This window comes from Streptomyces sp. NPDC015346 (assembly GCF_043078785.1).
In the GTDB taxonomy this organism is placed as follows: Bacteria; Actinomycetota; Actinomycetes; order Streptomycetales; family Streptomycetaceae; genus Streptomyces.
The window spans coordinates 272,329-294,039 of sequence record NZ_JBIBTW010000006.1 but is presented as its reverse complement, the minus strand read 5'-3'; the positions used below and the strand labels follow the sequence as shown (position 1 = coordinate 294,039).

Sequence of the window (21,711 nt, the reverse complement as noted above, 5' to 3'; positions counted from 1 at the left end):
CTGTCGCGTCCGCAATGTCTCGCCGGGCCCGCCCGCACACCCGCCGCGTCCGGCACCTGCCGTCCTCAGAAGGAAGAATCCCTTGATCACTCAGGAAACCACCGGCATCTACGACGTGGGCGACGTCTACGACGCCATCTACGGCGGCCGGGGCAAGGACTACCGCTCCGAGTCCGCCGTCGTCACCAAGCACGTCCGCAGCCGCCACCCCGAGGCCGTCTCGATCCTCGACGTCGGCTGCGGCACCGGCGGCCACCTGCGCCACTTCGCCGAGGACTTCGACGACGTCGAAGGCGTGGACCTGGCCGAGGGCATGCTCGCCGTCGCCCGCCGCGAGCTGCCCGGCATCCCCGTACGGACCGGCGACATGCGCTCCTTCGACCTCGGCCGCCGCTACGACGCGGTCGTCTCGCTGTTCAGCGCCGTCGGCAACCTCGTCGGCCAGGAGGAACTCGACGCGACCCTTGCCACCTTCGCCCGGCACCTGGTGCCCGGCGGAGTCGTGGTCATCGAACCGTGGTGGTTCCCGGAGAACTTCACCCCGAACCACATCGGCGGCAGCGTCACCACCGTCAACGGCCGCACCGTGGCCCGCGTCTCGCACACCGTGCGCGACAGCGAGGCCGCCAGCCGGATGGACGTCCACTACGTCATCGGCGAGCCCGGCAAGGGCCTCCAGCACTTCTCCGACACGCACGTCATGGCGCTCTACCCGCGCGAGGCGTACGAGAAGGCCTTCACCCGCGCCGGCCTCTCGGTGGAGTACGTCACCGGCGAGTACGCGGGCAACGGCCTGTTCATCGGCGTGAAGCAGGGGGACGCGTGAGCAACGTCCAGGTCAAGCGGCTCGGCATCGAAGGCGCCTACGAGTTCGAGCCCACCGTCTACAAGGACGAGCGGGGCCTGTTCTCCTCCCCGTACCAGGGCGGGGTCTTCGAGGAGGCGCTCGGCAAGCCCCTCTTCCCGGTCCGGGACGTCAGCCACAACCTGTCCGCCGCCGGCGTGCTGCGCGGCATCCACTACACCACCACCCCGCCGGGCCGGGCGAAGTACGTCTACTGCCCCTACGGCAGCGTCCAGGACTTCCTCATCGACCTGCGGGTGGGCTCCCCGACCTTCGGACAGTGGGAGACCACCGAACTCAGCGGCGACAACTGCCGGGCCCTGTACATCCCCGTCGGCGTCGGCCACGCGTTCCTCTCCGAGCAGGACGACACCATGATCGTCTACCTGATGTCCGAGGGGTACGTGCCGCAGAACGAGCAGGCGCTCTCACCGCTCGACCCCGAGCTGGGCCTGCCGCTCCCCGCCGGCCTGCGGGCCGCCCAGTCCGAGCGCGATGCCAACGCCCCCACGCTGGCCCAGTCCCTGGAGCGCGGGCTGCTGCCCGAGTACGTCAAGTGCAAGGAAGTGGAGGACCTGCTGTGGCCGTGAAGCCCCCGCTCGTCGTCCTGCTCGGCGCGACCGGCTTCGTCGGCTCCGCCGTGCTGCGCGAGCTCGCCGCCCGCCCTCTGCGGGTACGAGCCGTCTCCCGCCGCCCCGTCCAGGTGCCGGGCGACGCCGTCGCCGAGGTCGAGGCGTACTCCGCCGACCTCACCGAGCCCGGCGCGATCGCCCGGGCCGTCGACGGCGCCGACCTCCTGATCCACAGCGTTCTCTACAGCGCCGGGGCGACGACCTGGCGGGTCGAGGACGGTGACTCGGCCGCCGAACGGGTCAACGTGGGCCTCGTCCGCGACCTGGTCCAGGCGCTCCGCGAGCGCGGCCCGGCCGCGCCGCCCGTCGGCGTCCTGTTCACCGGCGCGGCCTCCCAGGTCGGCCCCATCGACAAGGACGTCCTGGACGGCAGCGAGACCGACCACCCCAAGGGTGAGTACGACCGCCAGAAGCTCGCCGCCGAGCGGCTGCTGCTGGACGCCGACGCCGAGGGCGTGCTCCGCGGCGCCTCGGTCCGGCTGCCCACCGTCTTCGGCTACGGCCCGCGCTCCACCGCCCGCGACAAGGGCGTCATCTCCACCATGGTGCGCCGCGCCGTGGCCGGCGAGCAGCTGACCATGTGGCACGACGGCACCGTCCGGCGCGACCTGGTCCACGTCGAGGACGTGGCCCGCGCCCTGGTGGCCGGCATCGACCACATCGGCGAACTGGCCGGCCGGCACTGGCTGCTGGGCAGCGGCACCGGTTCACCGCTGGGCGAGGTGTTCACCACCGTCGCCGGTCTCGTCGCCGAGCGGACCGGGAAGCCCGCCGTGCCCGTGGTCTCCGTGGAGCCGCCCGCCCACTCGGAGCCCGGCGACTTCCGCTCGGTCACCGTCGACGCCTCCGCGTACCGCGCCGTCACCGGCTGGCGTCCCGAGATCCCGCTGACCGAAGCGCTGCGCCGGACCGTCGAGTTCATCGCCGACGGCCGCGAACAGGAGCTGTCGTGAGCCTGGCGCTTCAGCCCCGCACCGACGAGTCGCTGGCCGAGCGGCTGGCCCGCTCGGCCGCGGCCACCGGCGCCGGGGCGTGGATCCGTACCGAGGACTTCGACGGCTGGCTCGACGGACGCCGGCGCGCCCACCACTTCAAGGTCGAACGGATCGGCTTCGACGAGCTGGACGGCTGGGCGTTCGCGCCCGGCACCGGCAACCTGACGCACCGCACCGGCCGGTTCTTCACCGTCGAGGGCCTGTCCGTGCGGGTCGGCGAGGGACCGTTCGGACAGTGGCAGCAGCCGATCATCCGGCAGCCCGAGGTCGGCATCCTCGGCATCGTGGCCAAGGAGTTCGACGGCGTCCTGCACTTCCTGCTCCAGGCCAAGATGGAGCCGGGCAACCGCAACCTGCTGCAGCTGTCCCCGACCGTCCAGGCCACCCGCAGCAACTACACCAAGGTCCACCAGGGCGCGGACGTGAAGTACCTGGAGTACTTCACCGACCCCGCGAGGGGCCGGGTCGTCTTCGACGTCCTGCAGTCGGAGCACGGCTCCTGGTTCTACCGCAAGGCCAACCGGAACATGCTCGTCGAGGCGGTGGACGACGTCCCGCTCGACGACGACTTCTGCTGGCTGACCCTCGGGCAGATCGGTGAACTGCTGCGCCGGGACAACGTGGTCAACATGGACTCGCGCACCGTCATCGCCTCCTTCCCGCTGGGCGACGGCGGGGCGGCGCTCCACTCCGACGCCGCGGTCCAGTCGTGGATCACCGTCGAGAGGTCCCGGCACGACGTCACCGTCGAACGCGTCCCCCTCGACACGATCGACGGCTGGCAGCGGGACGAGACCTCTGTCAGCCGCCCCGACGGCCGGTTCTTCCGCGTGGTCGCCGTCTCCGTCGAGGCGGGCAACCGCGAGGTCACCGGCTGGACCCAGCCGCTCCTCGAACCCACCGGCCCGGCCGTCGCCGCCTTCCTGGTGCGCCGGATCGGGGGAGAGCCGCACCTGCTCGTCAACGCACGGGTGGAGGCCGGGTTCCTCGACACGGTCGAGCTCGGGCCCACGGTCCAGTGCGACCCGGAGAACTGGCGCGGAGTCGAACCGCCGCCGTTCCTCGACACCGTCCTCGGCGCGGGGCCGGAGCGGGTGGTGTACGAGGCGCTGCACTCGGAGGAGGGCGGCCGCTTCCTGTACGCGGAGATCCGCTACCTCTTCGTCGAGGCCGACGAGAGCCAGGCCCCGCTGGACCCGCCACCCGGCTTCCAGTGGGTCACCCCCGGCCAGCTGAACGCCCTGGCCGGCCACGCGCACTACGTCAACGTCCAGGCCCGGACGCTTCTGGCCTGCCTCAACGCGGGCGCGGTGGACCTGGACCAGGTGCGCTGAGCCGGGACCGCTCGCCTCGTGGCCGGTGGCGTGCGGGCGCCGGCCGGGCGGGCGGACCGGTCCCAGGACCCCGAGCCGTAAGCCGTAAGCCGTACAAGCGGCACCCGTCGTTCGAGCCCCCATGCCCCTGGAGGACACCATGCACCGCCCCCGCACGACCCCACCGGCCGCCGGGCCCGCCCGATGAGCCCGGCGGCGACCGCACCAGCCGGGACGGCGGCAACCGCCGCGACGGCCGCAACCGCCGGGACAAACGCACCAGCCGGGACGGCAGCGCCCGCCGCGACGAGCGCATCGGCCGCGTGGACCGGGCGACCGGCCACGCGGTCGCCCGGGGTGCGCGAGACGACTCTCGACGCGGCCGGCGTCACGCTGTCCGCGCTCGTCGCGGAGCCCGCCGGGCCGCCGCGCGCGACCGTCGTGGCCATCCACGGCGGCGGGATGACCGCGGGGTACTTCGACAGCCAGTCGCACCCCGACACCTCGCTGCTCACCCTCGGCGCCCGCCTCGGCTTCACCGTCGTGGCCGTGGACCGCCCCGGTTACGGCCTCTCCCGCGGCACGCTGCCGGACGGCCAGACGCTGTCCGAACAGTCCCGGTCGCTGCGCGCCGCGCTCGGCGACCTCACCACCCGTCACCCCACGGGCGCCGGGGTCTTCCTGCTCGCCCACTCCTACGGCGGCAAACTCGCCCTCACCTGCGCCGCCGACCTCGCCGACCTCGCCGACCCGGCCGACCCGGTCTGTCCCGGGAGCGCCGGGACCGGCGCCGTCCCGGCGCTGCTCGGCGTCGACGTCTCCGGCATCGGCCACCAGTACGCCGTGGACCACCTGGACCTGCCCGACCCGCACCAGCACCGCCACTGGAAGCGGAACTGGGGCGCCCTGCGGTTCTATCCGCCGAACACCTTCAAGGACAGCACGGCACTCGTCGAGCCCATGCCGACCCGGGAATGGGCGGAGGCCGCCCGCTGGCCCCGGCGCTTCACCGAGATCGCCGCCCGCATCCGGGTCCCCGTCCGCCTCACCTTCGCCGAACACGAACTGTGGTGGCGACACGACCCCGCGGCCCTCGCCGACCTCGAGGACCGCTTCCACCGGGCCCCCTTCGTCACCGTCGACCGACAGCCCGACGCGGGCCACAACATCAGCCTCGGCCGGCTGGCCCGTACCTACCACCTGCGCGCGCTCGCCTTCCTGGAGGAATGCCTCGCCAGAGGGAGCGCGACCACCTGACACGAGAGGCCAGGCGTACCGCATCCCCATGGAGAAGACGTATCCGAAGACCTTCCGGTCCCTGTCCGTGCGCAACTTCCGGCTCTTCGTCGCCGGACAGGTGGTCTCGGTGGCGGGCACCTGGATGATGGTCGTGGCCCAGGACTGGCTGGTGCTCTCGCTGACGGGAGACTCCGGCGCGGCCCTCGCCACGGTCACCGCGCTCCAGTTCACCCCGCTGCTGCTGCTCACCCTCTACGGGGGCCGGCTGGCGGACCGCTACGACAAGCGGATGCTGCTCACCCTGGCCAACACCGCCTCCGCCGTGCTGGCCCTGCTCCTGGCGCTGCTCGCCCTCACCCATGCCGTACAGCTGTGGCACATCCACCTCTTCGCCCTCGCCCTCGGCATCGTCAACGCCGTCGAGGTGCCCAGCCGGATGTCGTTCGTCAGCGAGATGGTCGGCCCCGACCTGCTGCCGAACGCCTCCGCGCTGAGCGCCGCCTACTTCAACGTCGCCCGCGTGGTCGGCCCGGCCCTGGCCGGGCTGCTCGTCAGCGCCCTGGACGTGGGTCCGGTGATGGTGCTCAACGCGGTCAGCTATCTGGCCACCATCGTGGCCCTGCGCATGATGCGCCCCGAGGAACTGACCCGCACCGCCCGGTCCTCGGCCGACGCGCGCGTGATCGACGGCCTGCGGTACGTACGCGGGCGTACGGACCTGATGGTGCCGCTGCTCCTGGTCGCCGTGGTCAGCCTGTTCGGCTTCAACTTCCAGCTGACCCTGCCCCTGCTGGCCAAGACGGTCTTCCACGCCGACGCGTCCTCCTTCGGGCTCCTGGCCACGGCGTTCGCGGCCGGCTCGCTGGCCGCCGCGTTCGCCACCACCCGGCGGCGGGGCCGGCCGGCGGCCCGTACGGTCACGCTCTCCGCGCTCGCCTTCGGGCTCCTCGAGACCGCCGCCGGCTGGGCCCCGGGCTACGCCTCGGCGGCCGTGCTCCTCGCCCTGACCGGTTTCGCGAGCATCTACTTCGCCCAGGCGGTCAACCATCGCGTCCAGCTCGGCAGCGACCCGGCCTACCGGGGGCGGGTGATGGCCCTCTACACCGTGATCGTGCAGGGCTCGACGCCGCTCGGCGCGCTCTTCGTGGGCTGGCTCAGCGCCCACCACGGCACCCGCGCCGGGGTCTACGCCGGCGGGCTCGTCTCGCTTGCGGCGGCCCTCGCGGTCCTTCTCGCCGGACGGCTGCGCGCCGCACGCCGCACGCGCCGCGCCCGTCTTACGCGCCACCGCCCGGATCCCGCCACACCGTCCGATCCGCGCCCGGCCCCGTCCCGGCCGACCGCCCGGCCCTGATCCGCCGGACAGCCCGGCCTCTCGCCGAAAGGAAGTCCATGACGCAATCGAACGAGCCCGACGGGATCGGGCGCCTTCCGGCCCTGCCCGCCCTGCCCGCCCTGCGTGCGATGAGCACCGCCGAGCGGGCCCGCGCCATCGGGCACTGCCTGCGCCTCGAACTGGGGGTGATCCTCAAAGTGCCGCCCGGCCACCGGGTCAGCGCGGGCAGACCCCTGCGCAGTCAGGGCCTCGACCCGGTCGACGCCCTGTGGCTGGGCCGCCGTATCGGCCGGGCGCTCCACACCGAGCTGGCCGTGGAGCAGATCAGGGACGGCACCGTCGCCGATCTGGCGGAGGGCCTGGCCGCACGCCTTGAGCCGGCCACACCGGCTTCCGCCGGAGCGGAGCGCCGGTGAGGACGATGACGGTCGCCGCCGGCGAGGTCCACGTATGGCTGCTACGGGCCCCGCCGGACGGCACGGTCCTTCCGTCCCACGCGCTCCGCAAGCTCGACGAGGCCGAGACCCGGCGCTCCGCCGCCTTCCGGCGGCCCGGGGACCGGCTCATGTACCTCGCGGCGCACATCGCCCTGCGCCAACTGCTCTCCGCCTACACCGGCACGGCGCCGCACCGGCTGCACTTCGGCCGCGAGCCCTGTCCGCGCTGCGGCGGCGGGCACGGGCCGCCCGTCCTCACCGACGCCGGCCCCGCGCCCTATTTCTCGCTGTCCCACAGCCACGGCAGGGCCCTGGTCGGACTGGCCGGCGCGCCCCTGGGCGTGGACGTCCAGCGCACACCCCGGCCCGAGACGGTCGGCGTCTGCCTGGCCGCCCTGCACCCGGCCGAGCGAGACGAGCTGGAGGAGCTGCCCGCGGAGCTGCGGCCCGGGGAGTTCGCCCGGCTGTGGACCCGCAAGGAGGCCTATCTCAAGGGCCTGGGCACCGGAATGTGCCGCGATCCGGCCCTCGACTACCTGGGGCGCGGCGGGCCGGGCGCGCCGCGCGGGCCGGCCGGCTGGAGCGTACGCAACCTGCCCGCCCCGCCCGGCCACGCGGCGGCCGCCGCGCTCAAGGCCGGCGCACCGCACCGCACCGTGCTGCGGATGCTGCCCGGCGCCCGGCTGTACGCCGAGGACGCCGCCGCGTTCATCGCCTCAGCCCGCGAGGTGCCCGCCGAGCCGGGACCCGGAGCGGAACCCGAAGCGGAACCAGAACCAGAACCAGAACCAGACCCCGAACCCCGACCTCGACACGGGAGTGGAGAACACCAGATGCCGCCCGCAACAACCCCGGACGAACTCACCGACCGGATAGCCGAACTGACCGAGCGCAAGGAGAGCGCCCGGAACGGCACCGACCCGAAGGCCACCGAACGTCAGCACGCCAAGGGCAAGCTGACGGCCCACGAGCGCATCGCGCTGCTGCTGGACAAGGGCAGCTTCACCGAGGTCGAGCAGCTGCGCAGGCACCGCGCCACCGGCTTCGGCCTGGAGGACAAGCGCCCGTACACCGACGGTGTCGTCACCGGCTGGGGCACGGTCGAGGGCCGTACGGTCTTCGTCTACGCGCACGACTTCCGGATCTTCGGCGGCGCGCTGGGCGAGGCCCACGCCGCCAAGATCCACAAGATCATGGACATGGCGATGGCGGCCGGTGCCCCGCTGGTCTCCCTGAACGACGGCGCGGGCGCCCGGATCCAGGAGGGCGTCTCCGCCCTCGCCGGCTACGGCGGCATCTTCCAGCGCAACACCCGTGCCTCCGGTGTCATCCCGCAGATCTCGGTGATGCTCGGCCCGTGCGCCGGCGGCGCGGCCTACAGCCCCGCCCTGACCGACTTCATCTTCATGGTCCGGGACATCTCGCAGATGTTCATCACCGGACCGGACGTCGTCAAGGCCGTCACCGGTGAGGAGATCTCCCAGAACGGCCTCGGCGGCGCCGACGCGCACGCCGGTACGTCCGGGGTGGCCCACTTCGTCTACGACGACGAGGAGACCTGCCTCGCCGAGGTCCGCTACCTGCTGTCGCTGCTGCCCGCCAACAACCGGGAGCTGCCTCCGGCGGTGCGCTCCGGCGACCCGGCCGACCGGCTGGGCGAGGCCCTGCTCGACCTGGTGCCGGCCGACGGCAACCGCTCGTACGACATCCGGGCGGTGATCGAGGAGATCGTCGACGACGGCGAGCTGATGGAGGTGCACGCGGCCTTCGCCCCGAACATCGTCGTCGGCTTCGCCCGGGTCGACGGCCACGTCGTCGGCATCGTCGCCAACCAGCCCTCCGCCATGGCCGGGGTGCTGGACATCAAGGCCAGTGAGAAGGGCGCGCGGTTCGTCCAGTTCTGCGACTCCTTCAACATCCCGCTGGTCACCCTCGTCGACGTGCCCGGCTTCCTGCCGGGCGTCGACCAGGAGCACGAGGGCATCATCCGGCGCGGCGCCAAGCTGCTGTACGCGTACTGCAACGCCACCGTGCCGCGGATCTCGCTGATCCTGCGCAAGGCCTACGGCGGCGCGTACATCGTCATGGACTCCCGTTCCATCGGCGCCGACATCGCGCTCGCCTGGCCGACGAACGAGATCGCCGTGATGGGCGCCGAGGGCGCGGCCAACGTCGTCTTCCGCCGGGAGATCGCCGCGGCCGAGGACCCCGAGGCGATGCGCGCCCAGAAGATCGAGCAGTACAAGCGTGAGCTGGTGCACCCCTATTACGCGGCGGAGCGCGGACTCGTCGACGACGTCATCGACCCGCGGGAGACCCGCTCGGTGCTCAGCCGTTCCCTGGCGATGCTGGCCGGCAAGCACGCCGACCTCCCGCGCCGCAAGCACGGCAACCCACCCCAGTGAGCCGAGGAGAGACCGTGAACCGATCCGACCTTCCGCACCTGCTGCGCGTCGAGAAGGGCGACCCGTCCCCGGAGGAGATGGCGGCGCTGACCGCGGTGCTCCTCGCGCGCACGCTGACCGCGGGCGCCGAGCCGGACGATCTCGCCCGCCGCCAGCGGGCGGCCGCCCGCTGGCGGCGCCCCGAGCGGGTGACCGGCTTCGAGGGCGCGCGCACCTGGCAGCGCACCGCCTCCGGCGCCGCCTGACCCCACCCGGGCCCCGCGCCCGTACCCGCCGCCCCACCGGCCCCCCGCGCCCCGCGCCCGTACCCGCCCCCGCGCCCGGACCCGCCGCCCCACCGGCCCCCCACCGGCCCGGGCCGCCCCCGCACCACCAGCCCCTCCCACCCCTACCGACAGGAACCCGCATGTCCCTCACCGCCACCACCGACGACCTCGCGGTCCTCAGCCGCCGGGTCGCGGAGCTGACCGACCGCGTCGAGATCGCCGAGCTGTGCGACCGCTACACCGCGAACCTCGACAAGAACCGGGGCAGCGACGACTGGCTGCCCTCCGTCTTCACCGAGGACGCCCATCTGACCTTCCCGATGGGCGAGTACAAGGGGCTGGCCGGCCTCGCCGCGTTCCAGCAGATGGCCCGTACCACCTTCGAGCGGACCCACCACATCAGCGCCAACTACGCCATCCGCCTGGACGGCGACCGGGCCGAGGTCGCGGCCCACCTCACGGCGGTGCACGTACGCCGCCGGGAGGAGCCGGACGGCCACTTCGCCATCGGCGGCCACTACGACGCCGAGGTGGTCCGCACCCCGCAGGGCTGGCGGATCAGCAGGTTCGTCTTCGACCTCGTCTGGCGCGCGGGAGAGCCGCCCGCGGGCAAGGTCTGACCGCACATCCCAGGGGCGGCCGGGACACGGGACAGGGGACGTCCCGGCCGCCCCGCCATCCATCGACGACCGGACACACAAACGGGGGAGCGACACCGAGATGTCCACCACCAGAAGAGAACTCATCAAGCTCATGACCGTCACGGGGGGAGCCCTCGTCGGCGGTGGTGTGATGCTGGGCCGGGCCTACTCCGGCGAAGCGGCCGCGCCCGCCACCGGCGTCGCGGCCGCCACGGCGGACGCGACCTCCGCGGCCGCCGCGCCGGCCCCGATCGCCCCGAAGTTCCAGAAGGCGATGCCGCTTCCGCCCGTGCTGGCGCCGACGTCGACGACCACGACGTCCGACATCTACACCCTCGGCGTCAAACCGGCCACCGTGGAGATCCTCCCGGGACTGCGCACACCCCTGCTCACCTACGGCGGGATCTTCCCGGGTCCGACCATCAAGGCCCGCTCCGGCCGCCGGGTGGTGGTCAACCAGCGCAACACCATCGGCGCCGGCACCTCGATGCACCTTCACGGGGCGGTGGTCGACCCGCAGAACGACGGCGGGCCCATGGACCTGATCGCGCCCGGCGCGAGCCGTACGTACACCTACGACAACCGGCAGGTCGCCGCGACCCTGTGGTACCACGACCACGCGCACCACATGGAGTCGGAGCACGTCTACCGGGGCCTGGCCGGCCTCTACCTGATCACCGACGACAACGAGGCCTCGCTGCCGCTGCCCAGGGGTTCCTACGACGTCCCGCTCGTCATCCGCGACATCGGTCTGAACGCGGACGGCACCCTCCACTACAGCCACGAGTTCTCCTCCCGCTCGCAGCTCCTGGTCAACGGCGTGCCCCAGCCGTACTTCCAGGTGGCGGCGCGCAAGTACCGGCTGCGGGTGGTCAACGCCGCCAACCAGCGTCCCTTCGACTTCAGGCTCTCGGACGGCGGGGAGTTCACCCAGATATCCAGCGACCGGGGTCTGCTCGAGCGGCCGTACGTCACCACGAGCCTGCCGCTCTCCCCGGGGGAGCGGGCGGACATCGTGGTCGACTTCTCCCGCTACCGGGTCGGCACGAGCGTGGTTCTGGAGAACACGATGTTCGCCTCCGAGTCGACCGGGGAGGTGATGCGCTTCGACGTGGTCCGTACCGCCTACGACCCGAGCTCCGTGCCGTCCCGCCTCGCCGTGCTGCCGCCGCTTCAAGAGGCCCGTACGACCAGGGTGTTCACCCTTGACCTGGACGAGACGAACGGCAACAGCACCATCAACGGGCTGCTGTGGGACGAGAACCGCGTCGACACCACCGTGCGGCAGGGCACCACAGAGATCTGGGAGATCAGGAACCTCGACGGGTTCATCCCGCACAACTTCCACATCCACCTGGTGGACTTCAGGGTGCTGGACATCAACGGCGTGCCCCCGCGGCCGGGTGAGGCCGGTCTGAAGGACACGGTGCGGGTGCTGCCCGGCGAGACCGTACGGATCCTGGTGACCTTCGACGCCCCCTACACCGGCCGCTACTACTACCACTGCCATCTGATCGACCACTCGGCGATGGGCATGATGGCCAACCTCGACATCCTCCCCTGACTCGGCCTCACCGGGCCTGACCGTGCCTGACCAGGCATGGAGGATGCTCACGGCAGAAAAATGCAATGAGCGCTTTACTTTAGTGCAGTGCAGGAAGTATTTTACTCGGCATGAGCACTGAGTCGCTGGAACAAGAGGACGGGTCCGCGGACGCCGCCGAACGCACGGCCGGCGGGCGCGGCGGCGCCCTGACCCTGGCCAGTGTGCTGCTCGGTTATCTGGTCGTCCCGATGGCCATGTCCGGCACGAGCGTGGCGCTGCCGCGCATCGCCCAGGACCTCGGCGGCAGCGCCGGCGCGCTTCAGTGGGTGGTGACGGGGTACTTCCTCGCCGCCTCCTGCCTGATGCTCATCGCCGGGTCGCTCGGGGACCTCTTCGGCCGCCGCCGCGTCTTCCGGATCGGCGCCGCCGTCTACGGTCTGAGCACCCTGGGGGCCGCCGTCGCCGGCAACGTACTGGTGGTGGACGTGGCCCGCACCCTGTCGGGGGTGGGCGCGGCCGGCATCATGGCCGGCGGCGGCGCGATCCTGGCGGGCACCTTCCAAGGACCCGCCCGCACCCGGGCGTTCGCCGCCGTCGGCACCACCGTCGGCGTCGGCCTGGCCTTCGGACCGACCTTCTCGGGCTGGCTGGTCAGCGCCTTCGGCTGGCGCGTGATGTTCGTGGCCTTCGCCGTCGCGGGGCTGCTCGTCCTGCTCGGCACCGTCTTCATGACGGAGTCGAAGGCGGAGGTCCGGCCGCGGGTCGACCTGCCCGGCACCTTCGCCTTCATCACCGCCATCGTCGCCCTGATGTACGGCACCAACCAGGTCGCCCAGGCCGGCTGGACACACCCCAAGGTGCTCGGCTGCATCATCGGGGGCCTGGTCATGCTGGTGGTCTTCGTCCGGCTGGAGCGGCGCACCGAACACCCGGTGCTGGATCTGGCCCTGATCAAGAACCGGCCGTTCCTCGGCTGGCTGCTCGCCGCGCTGACCATCGCGGTCGGCACGGTCGGCGTGCTGGTCTACCTGCCGACCTATCTGCAAGGCGCCCAGGGCCTGGACGCCGGCAAGGCGGGCGCGGTCATGCTGGCCATGACCCTGCCGGTCCTCGCCGTACCGCCGCTGGCCGGAAAGCTGGTCAACGGAGGCACCTCGCCCCGCGTCCTGATCGTGTCGGCCATCGGGCTGCTGGCCGCGGGAAACGCCTGGATGACCGTACTGAGCCCGGACGCCACCACCCTGACGCTGCTGGGACCACTGCTGCTGATCGGCATCGGCAACGGCATGGCCGCCGCCCTGATCGACGCACAGGCCATGGAACACGTCGTACCGGAGCGCATCGGCATGGCCTCGGGACTCCTCAACAGCGCGCGCGGCGGGGCGAACGCCCTGGTGCTCGCGGTGTTCGGGGCCGCCCTGATCACCCTGATCCAGTCCGGGGTCGGCAGCCGGGAGCTGGCCGGCAAGGTCGCCGCGGGCAACCTCGAAGGCGGCCCGCACGCCCTGCTCGTGGAGCACTACACCGACGCCTGGCGGGTCGTGCTGTGGGCCGTCGCCGCCCTGTGCGCCGTCGCCGCGGTCACCGTCGCCGGACTCGTCCGCGCGCCGAAGCCGGCGGTCGCGGCGGCGGGCACGGCGGCGGGAACGGTGTGACGATGCGACAGATGACGACGGGGGACGGGCTGACCGTCTCCGCGCAGGGACTGGGCTGCATGCGGATGGGCGACAGCGCCCGTCCGGGCAGCACCGAGGAGGCCGCGGACGTCATCGGCCGGGCCCTCGACCTCGGCGTGACCTTCCTCGACACGGCCGACATGTACGACCGCGGCCACAATGAGGAGGTCGTGGGCAGGGCGCTGCGGGGCCGCCGGGACGAGGCCGTGCTCGGCACCAAGTTCGGTGTCGTGCGCGGCGACGGCGACAGCTTCGCCCTGCGGGGCGACGCGGCCTATGTCCGCCAGGCCTGCGAGGCCAGTCTGCGCCGGCTGGGCGTGGACACCATCGACGTGTACTACCTCCACCGCCGCGACCCCGCCGTGCCGATCGAGGAGACGGTCGCGGCGATGGCGGAGCTGGTGGCCGAGGGAAAGGTCCGGCACCTCGGCCTGTCGGCGGTCACCGGAGCGGAACTGCGGGCCGCCCACGCGGTGCACCCGATCGCGGTCGTCCAGTCCGAATGGTCGCTGTGCAACCGCGAGCTGGAGCGGATGGTGCCCGTCTGCGACGAACTGGGCGTCGGTGTGGTCTCGTACGCTCCGCAGGGCCGGGGGCTGCTGGGCGCCCGCCTCGACAGCGCCGGGGCAAGGCTGGCGGAGCTCGGCCCCCGCTATGCCGAACTGCCTTCCCTGCTACGGAAGATGGCCGACCGGCGAGGCGTAAGGCCCGGTCAGATCGCTCTGGCCTGGGTCCACCGGCAGACCGAGGTCTGGGGTCTGCCCGTCGTCCCGATCCCCGGCACCACCCGGCCGGAACACCTGGCGGAGAACGTCGCCGCCGCCGGCATCGAACTTGACGCCGAGGAGCTCGCGCTCCTCGACCTGGGCGTCACCGGCGCAGAGTCCGGCCAGCCGGCCCTGCGCAGTCATGGATGAGAAAGAACAGTCAAGGAGCCTTGCCATGTCTGATCAGAAGCTGAAGCTGGCCGTCATAGTCGGCAGTGTCCGCGAGGGCCGCTTCGGCCCGGTCGTCTCCCAGTGGTTCACCGAGCAGGCCACGCAGTACGGGCAGTTCGACGTCGAGGTCATCGACGTGGCCGAGCAGCCGCTGCCCCTGGTCCTCGGACCGGTCCCGCCGGCCATGGCGGCGCCCGAGGACCGTCCGGCCGAGCTGCTCCCGCTCGCCGCCAAACTGGAGGAGGCGGACGCGTTCGTGGTCGTCACCCCCGAGTACAACCACAGCTTCCCGGCGTCGCTGAAGAACCTCATCGACTGGCACTTCACCCAGTGGCGTGCCAAGCCGGTCGGTTTTGTCTCCTACGGCGGCGGCGCCGGCGGCGCCCGCGCGGTCGAGCAGCTGCGCCAGGTCTTCGCGGAGCTGCACGCCGTCACGGTCCGGGACTCGCTCGCCTTCTCCAACTACTGGGAGCAGTTCGGTGAGGACGGCTCGTGGCAGGCGGCGGAGGGCGCCGACGGTGCGGCCAAGATCCTGCTGGACCAGCTGAACTGGTGGGGCCAGGCCCTGCACGACGCGCGGGCCAAGGTGCCGTACGCGGCGGAGTGACCTCGCGGGAGGAATGAGCGACGGCCGGGGCGGATCTTCATGATCCGCCCCGGCCTTCTTTCGTGTTCGTGCCCCTCACGTCAAAAACATGCCAGCCGGTTTACAAGTTTGGTCTAGGCCATTGACGTACCGCCAAGCCGGTTTCTAGCGTCTCGCTTGCTTGTTCATGCGACCGCAACAGAACTGGGGGACACGGGGATGCCCACGACCATGCCGAGGCTCGGCGGAGCGGTGATGGCGCACCCCCGGCGACGGCGCGAGGCCGAGGCCATCGCGGCGCTCGCCCCCGGCGGCTTCCTCCGGGTCGTCCTCGACCCCGACCCGACCGGCCCGCCGACCGCCGTGCGCACCGCGGCCCTCGCCTGGAGCGCCGTCGCCCCCGGGGCGACCCACCACCTGGTGCTCGAGGACGACGTCCGGCTCGACCCGGGCTTCTTCGCGCACGTCCGGCGGGCCGCCCGCGCGTTCCCGGACGCCGCCGTCGCCTTCTACACCAACTGGAACTCGCGCAACGGCGCCGCCGTCCGGATGGCCGCCCTGGCCGGTGCCGACTGGGCCGAGGGCCTGGACGAGTACACCCCGTGCCTGGCCCTGATGCTGCCCGCGCCGGTGGCGCGCGGCTACCGCGCCTACGCCGACACCACGGGCGCCGGCTGGCCGTACGACGTACTGATGCACCGCTACCTCGCCTCGGCGGGTGTGCCTCTGTACCTCTCGGTCCCCAACCCCGTGGAGCACTCCGACATCCCGAGCGTGGCCGGCAACGCCGCCCACGGCCCGCGGCGCTCGGCCTGCTTCGCCGCCCCGGCCGCGACGGTGGGCGTCTCCGCTGCCGTGTCCGCGAACGGCGAGCGGGTCGCCCGGTTCGATGTCGTCCCCTTCTACAAGCACGGCGTCCCGCACTGCGCCGTCCGCCGGGAGAACTCCTGGGAGTACGTGGAGACCGAGCGTCAGCTGCGCCGCTGGGGCCTGGCCGAGTCCGCGTACCGGCCCCGCCTCCCGGCCGGCGAACCGCTCACCGCCGACGCCCGGGACGTCTGGCTCACCGGCTTCGCCATGGGATACGCCCTGCACGACGCGCCGTCCGTCACCGGCCTGTCCCGTCCCCACCTCGCCCTGCGCGCGCTGGAGAGCCTCTGGCCCGGCGGCCGCTGCGACGAACTCACCGCCGAGCGGATCACCGAGGACGGCCCCCGCATGCTCCGCCTCGCGTCCGCGGCCGTGGACGCGGGCCGCTCGTGCGCGCGCCGCCCCCGCCGCCCCGCGCCCCCGCGCCGCACACCGCTGACACTCCTGGCCGCCACCCCCACCCCGTTCACCGTCGCCGTCGCCGGATACCTCGAAGACCTGGGGCACCGCGTCGAGGTGCGCCCGGGCCGCACCGCACTGCCCCACGTCGCGGACGCCACCCACGTCGTCCACCTGACCGTCGACCCCGGCACCCCCGACGACCCCGCCCTCTTCGTCGAACTCCTCGCCGCCGCCGAGAAGTCGGGCGTCCGACACGTCGTCCTCGCCGGTACGGCGGAGCTCCGCGCCGGAGCGTCGGCGGTCCGTGGCGCCCGTAGCTCCACCGCCCCGGACCTGCACGTGCTGCGCATCGCCCAGCCCGTCGGTCCGCACGCCCCGGCCGACAGCCTCGTGGCCCGCTGGATCCGGCGGGCCTGGCGATCCCAGCCGCTGACCCTCCGGCCCGGGCGCGTCCACCGGCTCACCGACATCCGGGACATCGCCGCGGCGATCGACGAGGTGCTGCGCCTGCGGCCGCGCCCACCCGTCCTCGACATCGCCTCCGCCACCTACGGGGAGAGCGAACTCGCCGACCTGGTCTGCGCCGTGACCCGTCAGGTGCCGCGCACCGTCCGCTCTGTCCGCGACGTCCGCGAGGTCCGCGACGCCCGCGACGTCCGCACCGTCCGCGCCGACGCGGCGACCACCCCGGCGACATCCGCCCCGACCACCCCGCTCGCCCAGCGTGCACCCAGCCGGAAGGAATCGATATCCGTGGAGGACGGTATGCGGGCCTTCGCCCAGTACCTGGCGTACGACGGGGGGTGGCGCGCGTGAGGATCCTCATCGCGAGCCCGGAGCCCGACACCAGCGACTACGGCAACGGCGTCACCGCCCGGCGCTGGGCCCGGATCCTGACCGGCCTGGGCCACGAGGTCCGCGTCAGCCTCGCGTACGACGAGGCGCCGTACGACCTCCTTGTCGCCCTGCACGCCGGCAAGAGCGCCGAGTGCGTCCGGCTGTTCGCCGCCCGCCGGCCCGGCCTGCCCATCGTCATCGGCCTCACCGGCACCGACCTCTACCCCGACTTCGAGACCAGCGGGGTCGACCGCGCCGTCCTGGACCTGGCCTTCCGGTTCGTCACCCTGCAGGAGCTCGGCGCCCTCCAGCTTCCGCCGGAACTGCGGCACCGCGCCCGGGTCATCACCCAGTCCCTCCCCCCGGCCGTCGCCCCGGACGCCGCCTCCACCCCCCGTACCGACTGCTTCGAGATCGCCGTCCTGGCGCACGCCAGGCCGGTGAAGGACCCGCTGCTGCCGGCCCAGGCCGTACGCATGCTCCCGGCCGCCTCCCGCATCCGGCTCAGTCACGCCGGCGGCGCCCGCGACGACGGCATGCTCCGGCAGCTCACCGAGGAGTCCGCCGCCAACCCGCGCTACACCTGGCTCGGCCCGCTGCCCCGAGGCGAGGCGCTGTCCCTCCTCGCCCGCAGCCGGCTGCTCGTGCTCTCGTCCCGCCACGAGGGCGGGGCGAACGTCGTCACCGAGGCGCTCGCCCTCGGCGTCCCCGTCCTCTCCACCCGTATCCCCGGCTCGACCGGACTGCTCGGCGCGGACTACCCCGGCTACTACCCGGTGGGGGACGCGGCCGCCCTGGCCGCCGCGCTCACCGCCGCCGAGGAGAACCGGGACGGCTTCCTCGACCGGCTGCGCGCCCACTGCCGGGACCTGGCCTTCCTCGCCGACCCCGACCGGGAGCGGGACGCCTGGGCCGACCTGCTGGCCGAACTGCGGGCCGAGGTCCCGCCCGCGGCCGTCACCGCCTCCTGAACAACCTCCCAGCCCCTTCCGTACGAAAGGCGATCCGTGAAACTCAGAAACTCGGTACCGAAGGTCAACGGCAGCGGCGTCCACCGCGAGTTCACCGCGGCCCAGACCTTCGAGCGGGTACAGCCGCACCTGCGGCGCGCCGGCATCACGCGCGTGGCGGAGGTGACCTGGCTGGACCGGGTCGGCATCCCCGTCTACAACGCCATCGCCCCCCGCTCCAACGACATCATCTCCGTCTACAACGGCAAGGGCCTGACGCCCATCGACGCCAAGACGTCCGCCGTGATGGAGGCCATCGAGCGGTTCTCCGCCGGCCTCCCGATGCGCCCCGCCGTCATCGCCTCGTACGAGGAACTCCTCAAGGAGGGACGGGCGGTGATGAACCCGCGCGACAACCTCGTCGCCCTGTCGGCGCACTACCGCGACGACGCCCCGATCTCCTGGGTCGAGGCGTACGACCTGATCGGCGAGGAGACCGTCCTCATCCCGCAGGACTGCGCCGTCTACTCCCTCAGCTCCCACGAGATGCCCGCCTACGAGGTCAGCACCACCAACGGCCTGGCCTCCGGCAACAACTTCGAGGAGGCCGTCTGCCACGCGCTGACCGAGCTGATCGAGCGGGACTCGATGACCAACGCGGAGCTGGTCAGCAACCAGCTGTGCCAGATCCTGGAGAAGGGCCTGCTGTGCGAGGCCCAGCCGGAGGAGGTCACCCGCCACCTCAAGGAGCTGCACCCGCACGTCGACCCGGCCACGCTTCCCCCGCTCGCCCGCGAGCTGGTGGCGAAGTTCGCCGACGCCGACCTCGACATGCGGATCGTCCACATCACCTCGGACCTCGGCATCCCGAGCTTCCTGGCCGCCACGCACGAGGAGATCGGCCCCACGACCTCCAAGGGCCACGGCGGGTTCGGCACCCACCCCGACGCGGGCGTGGCCGTCATCCGCGCCATCACCGAATGCGCGCAGAGCCGGGCCGTCGACATCCAGGCCATGCGCGAGGACATCCGGCTGCCGGACGAGGAGGTGACGAAGTACCAGAAGCACGTCCAGCGGTCGTCCACCATCGACAAGGGCGCCTGGGCCTGGCGGCCCATGCACAAGCTGGTGAGCTTCGAGGACATCCCCTCCTGGCAGACCGCCGACGTCATGGACGACGTACGGCTCATCCTGGACCGCCTGCGCCGGCGCGGGATCGACCGCGCCTACGCCATCGACCTGTCACCGCCCGGCATCCCGGTCAAGGTCGTCCGGGTGATGGTCCCGCAGCTGGAGTCCTGGGCCGTGGACCACTGCAAGATCGGCGCCCGGGGGGCCGCCGCCTGGAACGAGGCGCTGGCCGAGCTGACGCGGCTCAAGCGCCACACACCGATCCGTACCGACGACCGTGAGGCGGTTTCCGCATGAGCAGCGCAGTGGTCTTCATCGGCCCCAGCATCAGCACGGAGGCGGCGGGCCTCGAACTCGACGCGGAGTTCGCGCCCCCGGTGCAGCGCGGCGACATCGGCCGGCTGCTGGCTCGCGAGGAGCCGCCCGCCGCGATCGGCATCGTGGACGGCAAGTTCCTGCAGAGCCTGTGCATCTCGCCCAAGGAGGTCCTCGCGGCCATCGACGCGGGCGTGAAGGTCTTCGGCTCCTCCAGCATGGGCGCCCTGCGCGCCGCCGAATGCGCGCCGTTCGGGATGGTCGGCGTGGGCAAGATCTTCGAGGAGTACCACTCCGGCCGGAACGACGACGATGACGACGTCGCCGTCGTCTACGACGAGAAGGGCCTCGGCGCGCTCTCCGAGCCGATGATCAACCTGCGGTTCGCCATCTCCGCGGGCCTTGTCCAGGAGGCGTTCACCCAGGACACCGCGGACCGCTTCCTGCGCATCGCCAAGGGGCTCTACTTCCCCCAGCGCAACACCCGCGCCGCGCTGATGCTGCTGCGCCGGGAGGTCTCGGCCGAGGAGCACGAGCGGATCTGCCGCTTCTTCGCCGAGGACGCCCCGGACACCAAGCGCGACGACGCCCTGGAGCTGCTGGCCCGGATGCGCGAGTACCTCGCGGCCCGCCCCGGCGCGCGCGTCTGACGCCGCCCACCCATCACCCGCGCGTTCCCGACGTACGCGTACGCCGACGCCGACGCCGACGCCGACACCGACACCGACACCGACACCGACACCGACACCGAGAGGAGCGAGCGATGCCGCCCGCCGACACGCTGGACCCGGCCTTCCACCCGCTGGCCTGCCAGAGCCCGGAGCAGCTGCAGGACTTCCTGGACAACGTCAAGGCCGCGACGGGTCAGGAGGTCCTGGGCACCCTGGAGTCCCTGACCATGACCGTCATGACCTCCATCGAGTAACGCCGGATGACGACCGAGATCCGGAGTCCGGGACAGACACCGTCCGCAGCCGAGGACGGCCTCTTCTCGCGCACCTACCTCCACTCCACCATCGGGTTCGCGTGTGTCATGTTCCTGATGGGGTTCGCGGCCCTGGCGCTTGTGACGACCATGCCGGTCGCCGTACGGGAGCTCGACGGACTGCGCTTCTACGCCCTGGTCTTCGGCGGCTTCGTCGCGGCCAGTCTGTTCGGCAGCGTGCTGGCCGGACAGCTCACCGACCGGTACGGTCCGCGCCGGCCGCTCCTGGCCGGCCTGGTCCTCTCCGTGGTGGGCCTGGTGATCGCCGGCAGCGCCACCACGGTGTGGCAGCTGGTCGCCGGCCGCGTCGTCGACGGGCTGGCCGCCAGCACGGTCACCGTGGCGGTCAACGTCACCATCGGTCGCACCTATCCGGCCGGCCTGCGGCCGCGCGCGCTCGCCCTGATGAGCACCTGCTGGATCATCCCCTCGCTGGCAGGACCGCCCGTCGCGGGCCTGGTCACCGAGTGGTACTCCTGGCGCTGGGTGTTCTTCGCCCTGGCCGTCCTCACCGCCGTCCCGGCCTTCTTCGCCTGGCGCGGGGCGCCGGACACCGGCAGCGAGGAGGCCGAGGGCCCCGGCCGGGCCGCCCCGGCGGCGGTGGCCGCCGTCGGGGCCGGTCTGCTGCAGTACGCCGCCTCCGCCTGGGACCTGTGGCATCTGCTCTTCGCCGTGGCCGGCGCGGCCCTCCTCCTCCCGGCCCTGCCCAGGCTCCTGCCCGGCGGCACCCTGCGGGCGGGCCGCGGGATCCCCTCGGTGGTCCTGCTGGGCGGCCTGGCGGCGGGAAGCTACTTCACGCTGGAGTCCTTCCTGCCGCTGATGCTGATCCGCGAACGCGGAGTGTCGGTGACGGCGGCGAGCATCATCTTCACGGCGGCGACCCTCACCTGGGCCGGTGCCTCCTGGCTGCAGGGTCACACCCTGTCGGCGCTGCCCCGCCACCGGCTGGTGGCCGGCGGTGCCGGCGCCGTCACCGCCGCCGCCCTGCTCGCGGTGGCCGGCGCGTCCGGCGGGGCTCCCGTCCTCCTCACCGGCGCCGCCCTGGCGGTCGCGGGCCTCGGCATGGGGGTGCTGCTGCCCAGCCTGACCGTCCTGGTCCTGGAGTACTGCCCCCCACGGGAGCAGGGGCGGTACTCCGCCGCCCTCCAGGTCGCCCAGGGCATCGGACAGGTGCTGCTGATGGGCCTCGCCGGGGCCCTGTTCAACGCCGGCTCCGGGCTGGGGGCCGGAGGCGGTGAGGCGTACACCGTCCCGTTCGCGGTCGTCCTCGCGGTGACGGCGGGCGCCTGCCTGCTGGCCCTGCGCGTCAGACCGCGCACAGCCCCGGACCAGCCGAACGTCCGCACCGACTGAACGACCGCACCGAC

Annotated in this window: 20 protein-coding genes and 1 pseudogene; all 21 read left to right on the top strand. The window is 72.6% G+C overall.

What is annotated here, in order from left to right:
• The first annotated feature begins 82 nt into the window (after window positions 1–82).
• The 21 genes and pseudogenes from ACF06X_RS23620 to ACF06X_RS23520 all read left to right on the top strand — a co-directional run bounded on the left by ACF06X_RS23620 (window position 83) and on the right by ACF06X_RS23520 (window position 21,697).
• Window positions 83–826, top strand: a complete 744-nt coding sequence (locus tag ACF06X_RS23620) for a class I SAM-dependent methyltransferase (RefSeq protein ID WP_392289261.1) — start codon at window positions 83–85, stop codon at window positions 824–826.
• The gene (locus tag ACF06X_RS23615; RefSeq protein WP_392289260.1) at window positions 823–1,434 is read left to right on the top strand and encodes a dTDP-4-dehydrorhamnose 3,5-epimerase family protein; all 612 of its coding nucleotides are present in this window, start codon (window positions 823–825) and stop codon (window positions 1,432–1,434) included. The genes ACF06X_RS23620 and ACF06X_RS23615 overlap by 4 nt, the downstream gene beginning before the upstream one ends.
• A complete protein-coding gene (locus tag ACF06X_RS23610) occupies window positions 1,425–2,429 on the top strand; it encodes an NAD-dependent epimerase/dehydratase family protein (RefSeq protein WP_392289259.1) in 1,005 nt (334 codons plus the stop codon). The genes ACF06X_RS23615 and ACF06X_RS23610 overlap by 10 nt, the downstream gene beginning before the upstream one ends.
• On the top strand, window positions 2,426–3,805 hold the full coding sequence (locus ACF06X_RS23605) for an NDP-hexose 2,3-dehydratase family protein (RefSeq protein ID WP_392289258.1): 1,380 nt from the start codon (window positions 2,426–2,428) through the stop codon (window positions 3,803–3,805). Before ACF06X_RS23610 ends, ACF06X_RS23605 begins: the two co-directional genes overlap by 4 nt.
• 336 nt (window positions 3,806–4,141) lie before the next feature.
• Window positions 4,142–5,041, top strand: coding sequence for an alpha/beta hydrolase (locus ACF06X_RS23600; protein ID WP_392289257.1), 900 nt, complete (start codon window positions 4,142–4,144; stop codon window positions 5,039–5,041).
• A gap of 28 nt (window positions 5,042–5,069) precedes the next feature.
• Window positions 5,070–6,377: an MFS transporter gene (locus ACF06X_RS23595; protein ID WP_392289256.1), complete on the top strand. Its 1,308-nt coding sequence runs from the start codon at window positions 5,070–5,072 to the stop codon at window positions 6,375–6,377.
• Between the two features lie 38 nt (window positions 6,378–6,415).
• Complete coding sequence (locus ACF06X_RS23590) at window positions 6,416–6,775, top strand: acyl carrier protein (protein ID WP_392289255.1); 360 nt, start codon at window positions 6,416–6,418, stop codon at window positions 6,773–6,775.
• A gap of 5 nt (window positions 6,776–6,780) precedes the next feature.
• Window positions 6,781–7,305, top strand: a pseudogene (locus tag ACF06X_RS23585) (4'-phosphopantetheinyl transferase family protein); the annotation flags it as partial.
• Between the two features lie 324 nt (window positions 7,306–7,629).
• The gene (locus ACF06X_RS23580) at window positions 7,630–9,201 is read left to right on the top strand and encodes an acyl-CoA carboxylase subunit beta (protein WP_392289426.1); all 1,572 of its coding nucleotides are present in this window, start codon (window positions 7,630–7,632) and stop codon (window positions 9,199–9,201) included.
• A gap of 14 nt (window positions 9,202–9,215) precedes the next feature.
• The gene (locus ACF06X_RS23575; protein ID WP_392289254.1) at window positions 9,216–9,446 is read left to right on the top strand and encodes an acyl-CoA carboxylase subunit epsilon; all 231 of its coding nucleotides are present in this window, start codon (window positions 9,216–9,218) and stop codon (window positions 9,444–9,446) included.
• Window positions 9,447–9,607: 161 nt separating this feature from the next.
• The gene (locus tag ACF06X_RS23570; RefSeq protein WP_392289253.1) at window positions 9,608–10,087 is read left to right on the top strand and encodes a nuclear transport factor 2 family protein; all 480 of its coding nucleotides are present in this window, start codon (window positions 9,608–9,610) and stop codon (window positions 10,085–10,087) included.
• 100 nt (window positions 10,088–10,187) lie between these two features.
• The gene (locus ACF06X_RS23565; RefSeq protein WP_392289252.1) at window positions 10,188–11,672 is read left to right on the top strand and encodes a multicopper oxidase family protein; all 1,485 of its coding nucleotides are present in this window, start codon (window positions 10,188–10,190) and stop codon (window positions 11,670–11,672) included.
• A 110-nt stretch (window positions 11,673–11,782) separates the two neighbouring features.
• Window positions 11,783–13,309 carry an MFS transporter gene (locus ACF06X_RS23560; RefSeq protein WP_392289251.1) on the top strand — a complete coding sequence of 509 codons (1,527 nt, stop codon included), beginning with the start codon at window positions 11,783–11,785 and terminating at the stop codon, window positions 13,307–13,309.
• 11 nt (window positions 13,310–13,320) lie between these two features.
• A complete protein-coding gene (locus ACF06X_RS23555) occupies window positions 13,321–14,247 on the top strand; it encodes an aldo/keto reductase (RefSeq protein WP_392289250.1) in 927 nt (308 codons plus the stop codon).
• A 25-nt stretch (window positions 14,248–14,272) separates the two neighbouring features.
• Window positions 14,273–14,875, top strand: coding sequence for an NADPH-dependent FMN reductase (locus tag ACF06X_RS23550; RefSeq protein ID WP_392289249.1), 603 nt, complete (start codon window positions 14,273–14,275; stop codon window positions 14,873–14,875).
• Between the two features lie 198 nt (window positions 14,876–15,073).
• Window positions 15,074–16,942 carry an NAD(P)-dependent oxidoreductase gene (locus tag ACF06X_RS23545; protein ID WP_392289248.1) on the top strand — a complete coding sequence of 623 codons (1,869 nt, stop codon included), beginning with the start codon at window positions 15,074–15,076 and terminating at the stop codon, window positions 16,940–16,942.
• The gene (senB, locus tag ACF06X_RS23540; RefSeq protein WP_392289247.1) at window positions 16,939–17,934 is read left to right on the top strand and encodes a selenoneine biosynthesis selenosugar synthase SenB; all 996 of its coding nucleotides are present in this window, start codon (window positions 16,939–16,941) and stop codon (window positions 17,932–17,934) included. The genes ACF06X_RS23545 and senB overlap by 4 nt, the downstream gene beginning before the upstream one ends.
• 36 nt (window positions 17,935–17,970) lie before the next feature.
• The gene (locus ACF06X_RS23535; protein WP_392289246.1) at window positions 17,971–19,341 is read left to right on the top strand and encodes a YcaO-like family protein; all 1,371 of its coding nucleotides are present in this window, start codon (window positions 17,971–17,973) and stop codon (window positions 19,339–19,341) included.
• On the top strand, window positions 19,338–20,009 hold the full coding sequence (locus tag ACF06X_RS23530; RefSeq protein ID WP_392289245.1) for a TfuA-like protein: 672 nt from the start codon (window positions 19,338–19,340) through the stop codon (window positions 20,007–20,009). Before ACF06X_RS23535 ends, ACF06X_RS23530 begins: the two co-directional genes overlap by 4 nt.
• A gap of 113 nt (window positions 20,010–20,122) precedes the next feature.
• A complete protein-coding gene (locus ACF06X_RS23525; protein WP_392289244.1) occupies window positions 20,123–20,284 on the top strand; it encodes a hypothetical protein in 162 nt (53 codons plus the stop codon).
• 6 nt (window positions 20,285–20,290) lie between these two features.
• Window positions 20,291–21,697 (top strand): MFS transporter, encoded by a 1,407-nt coding sequence (locus tag ACF06X_RS23520; protein ID WP_392289243.1) that lies wholly within the window; start codon window positions 20,291–20,293, stop codon window positions 21,695–21,697.
• Window positions 21,698–21,711 lie beyond the last annotated feature (14 nt).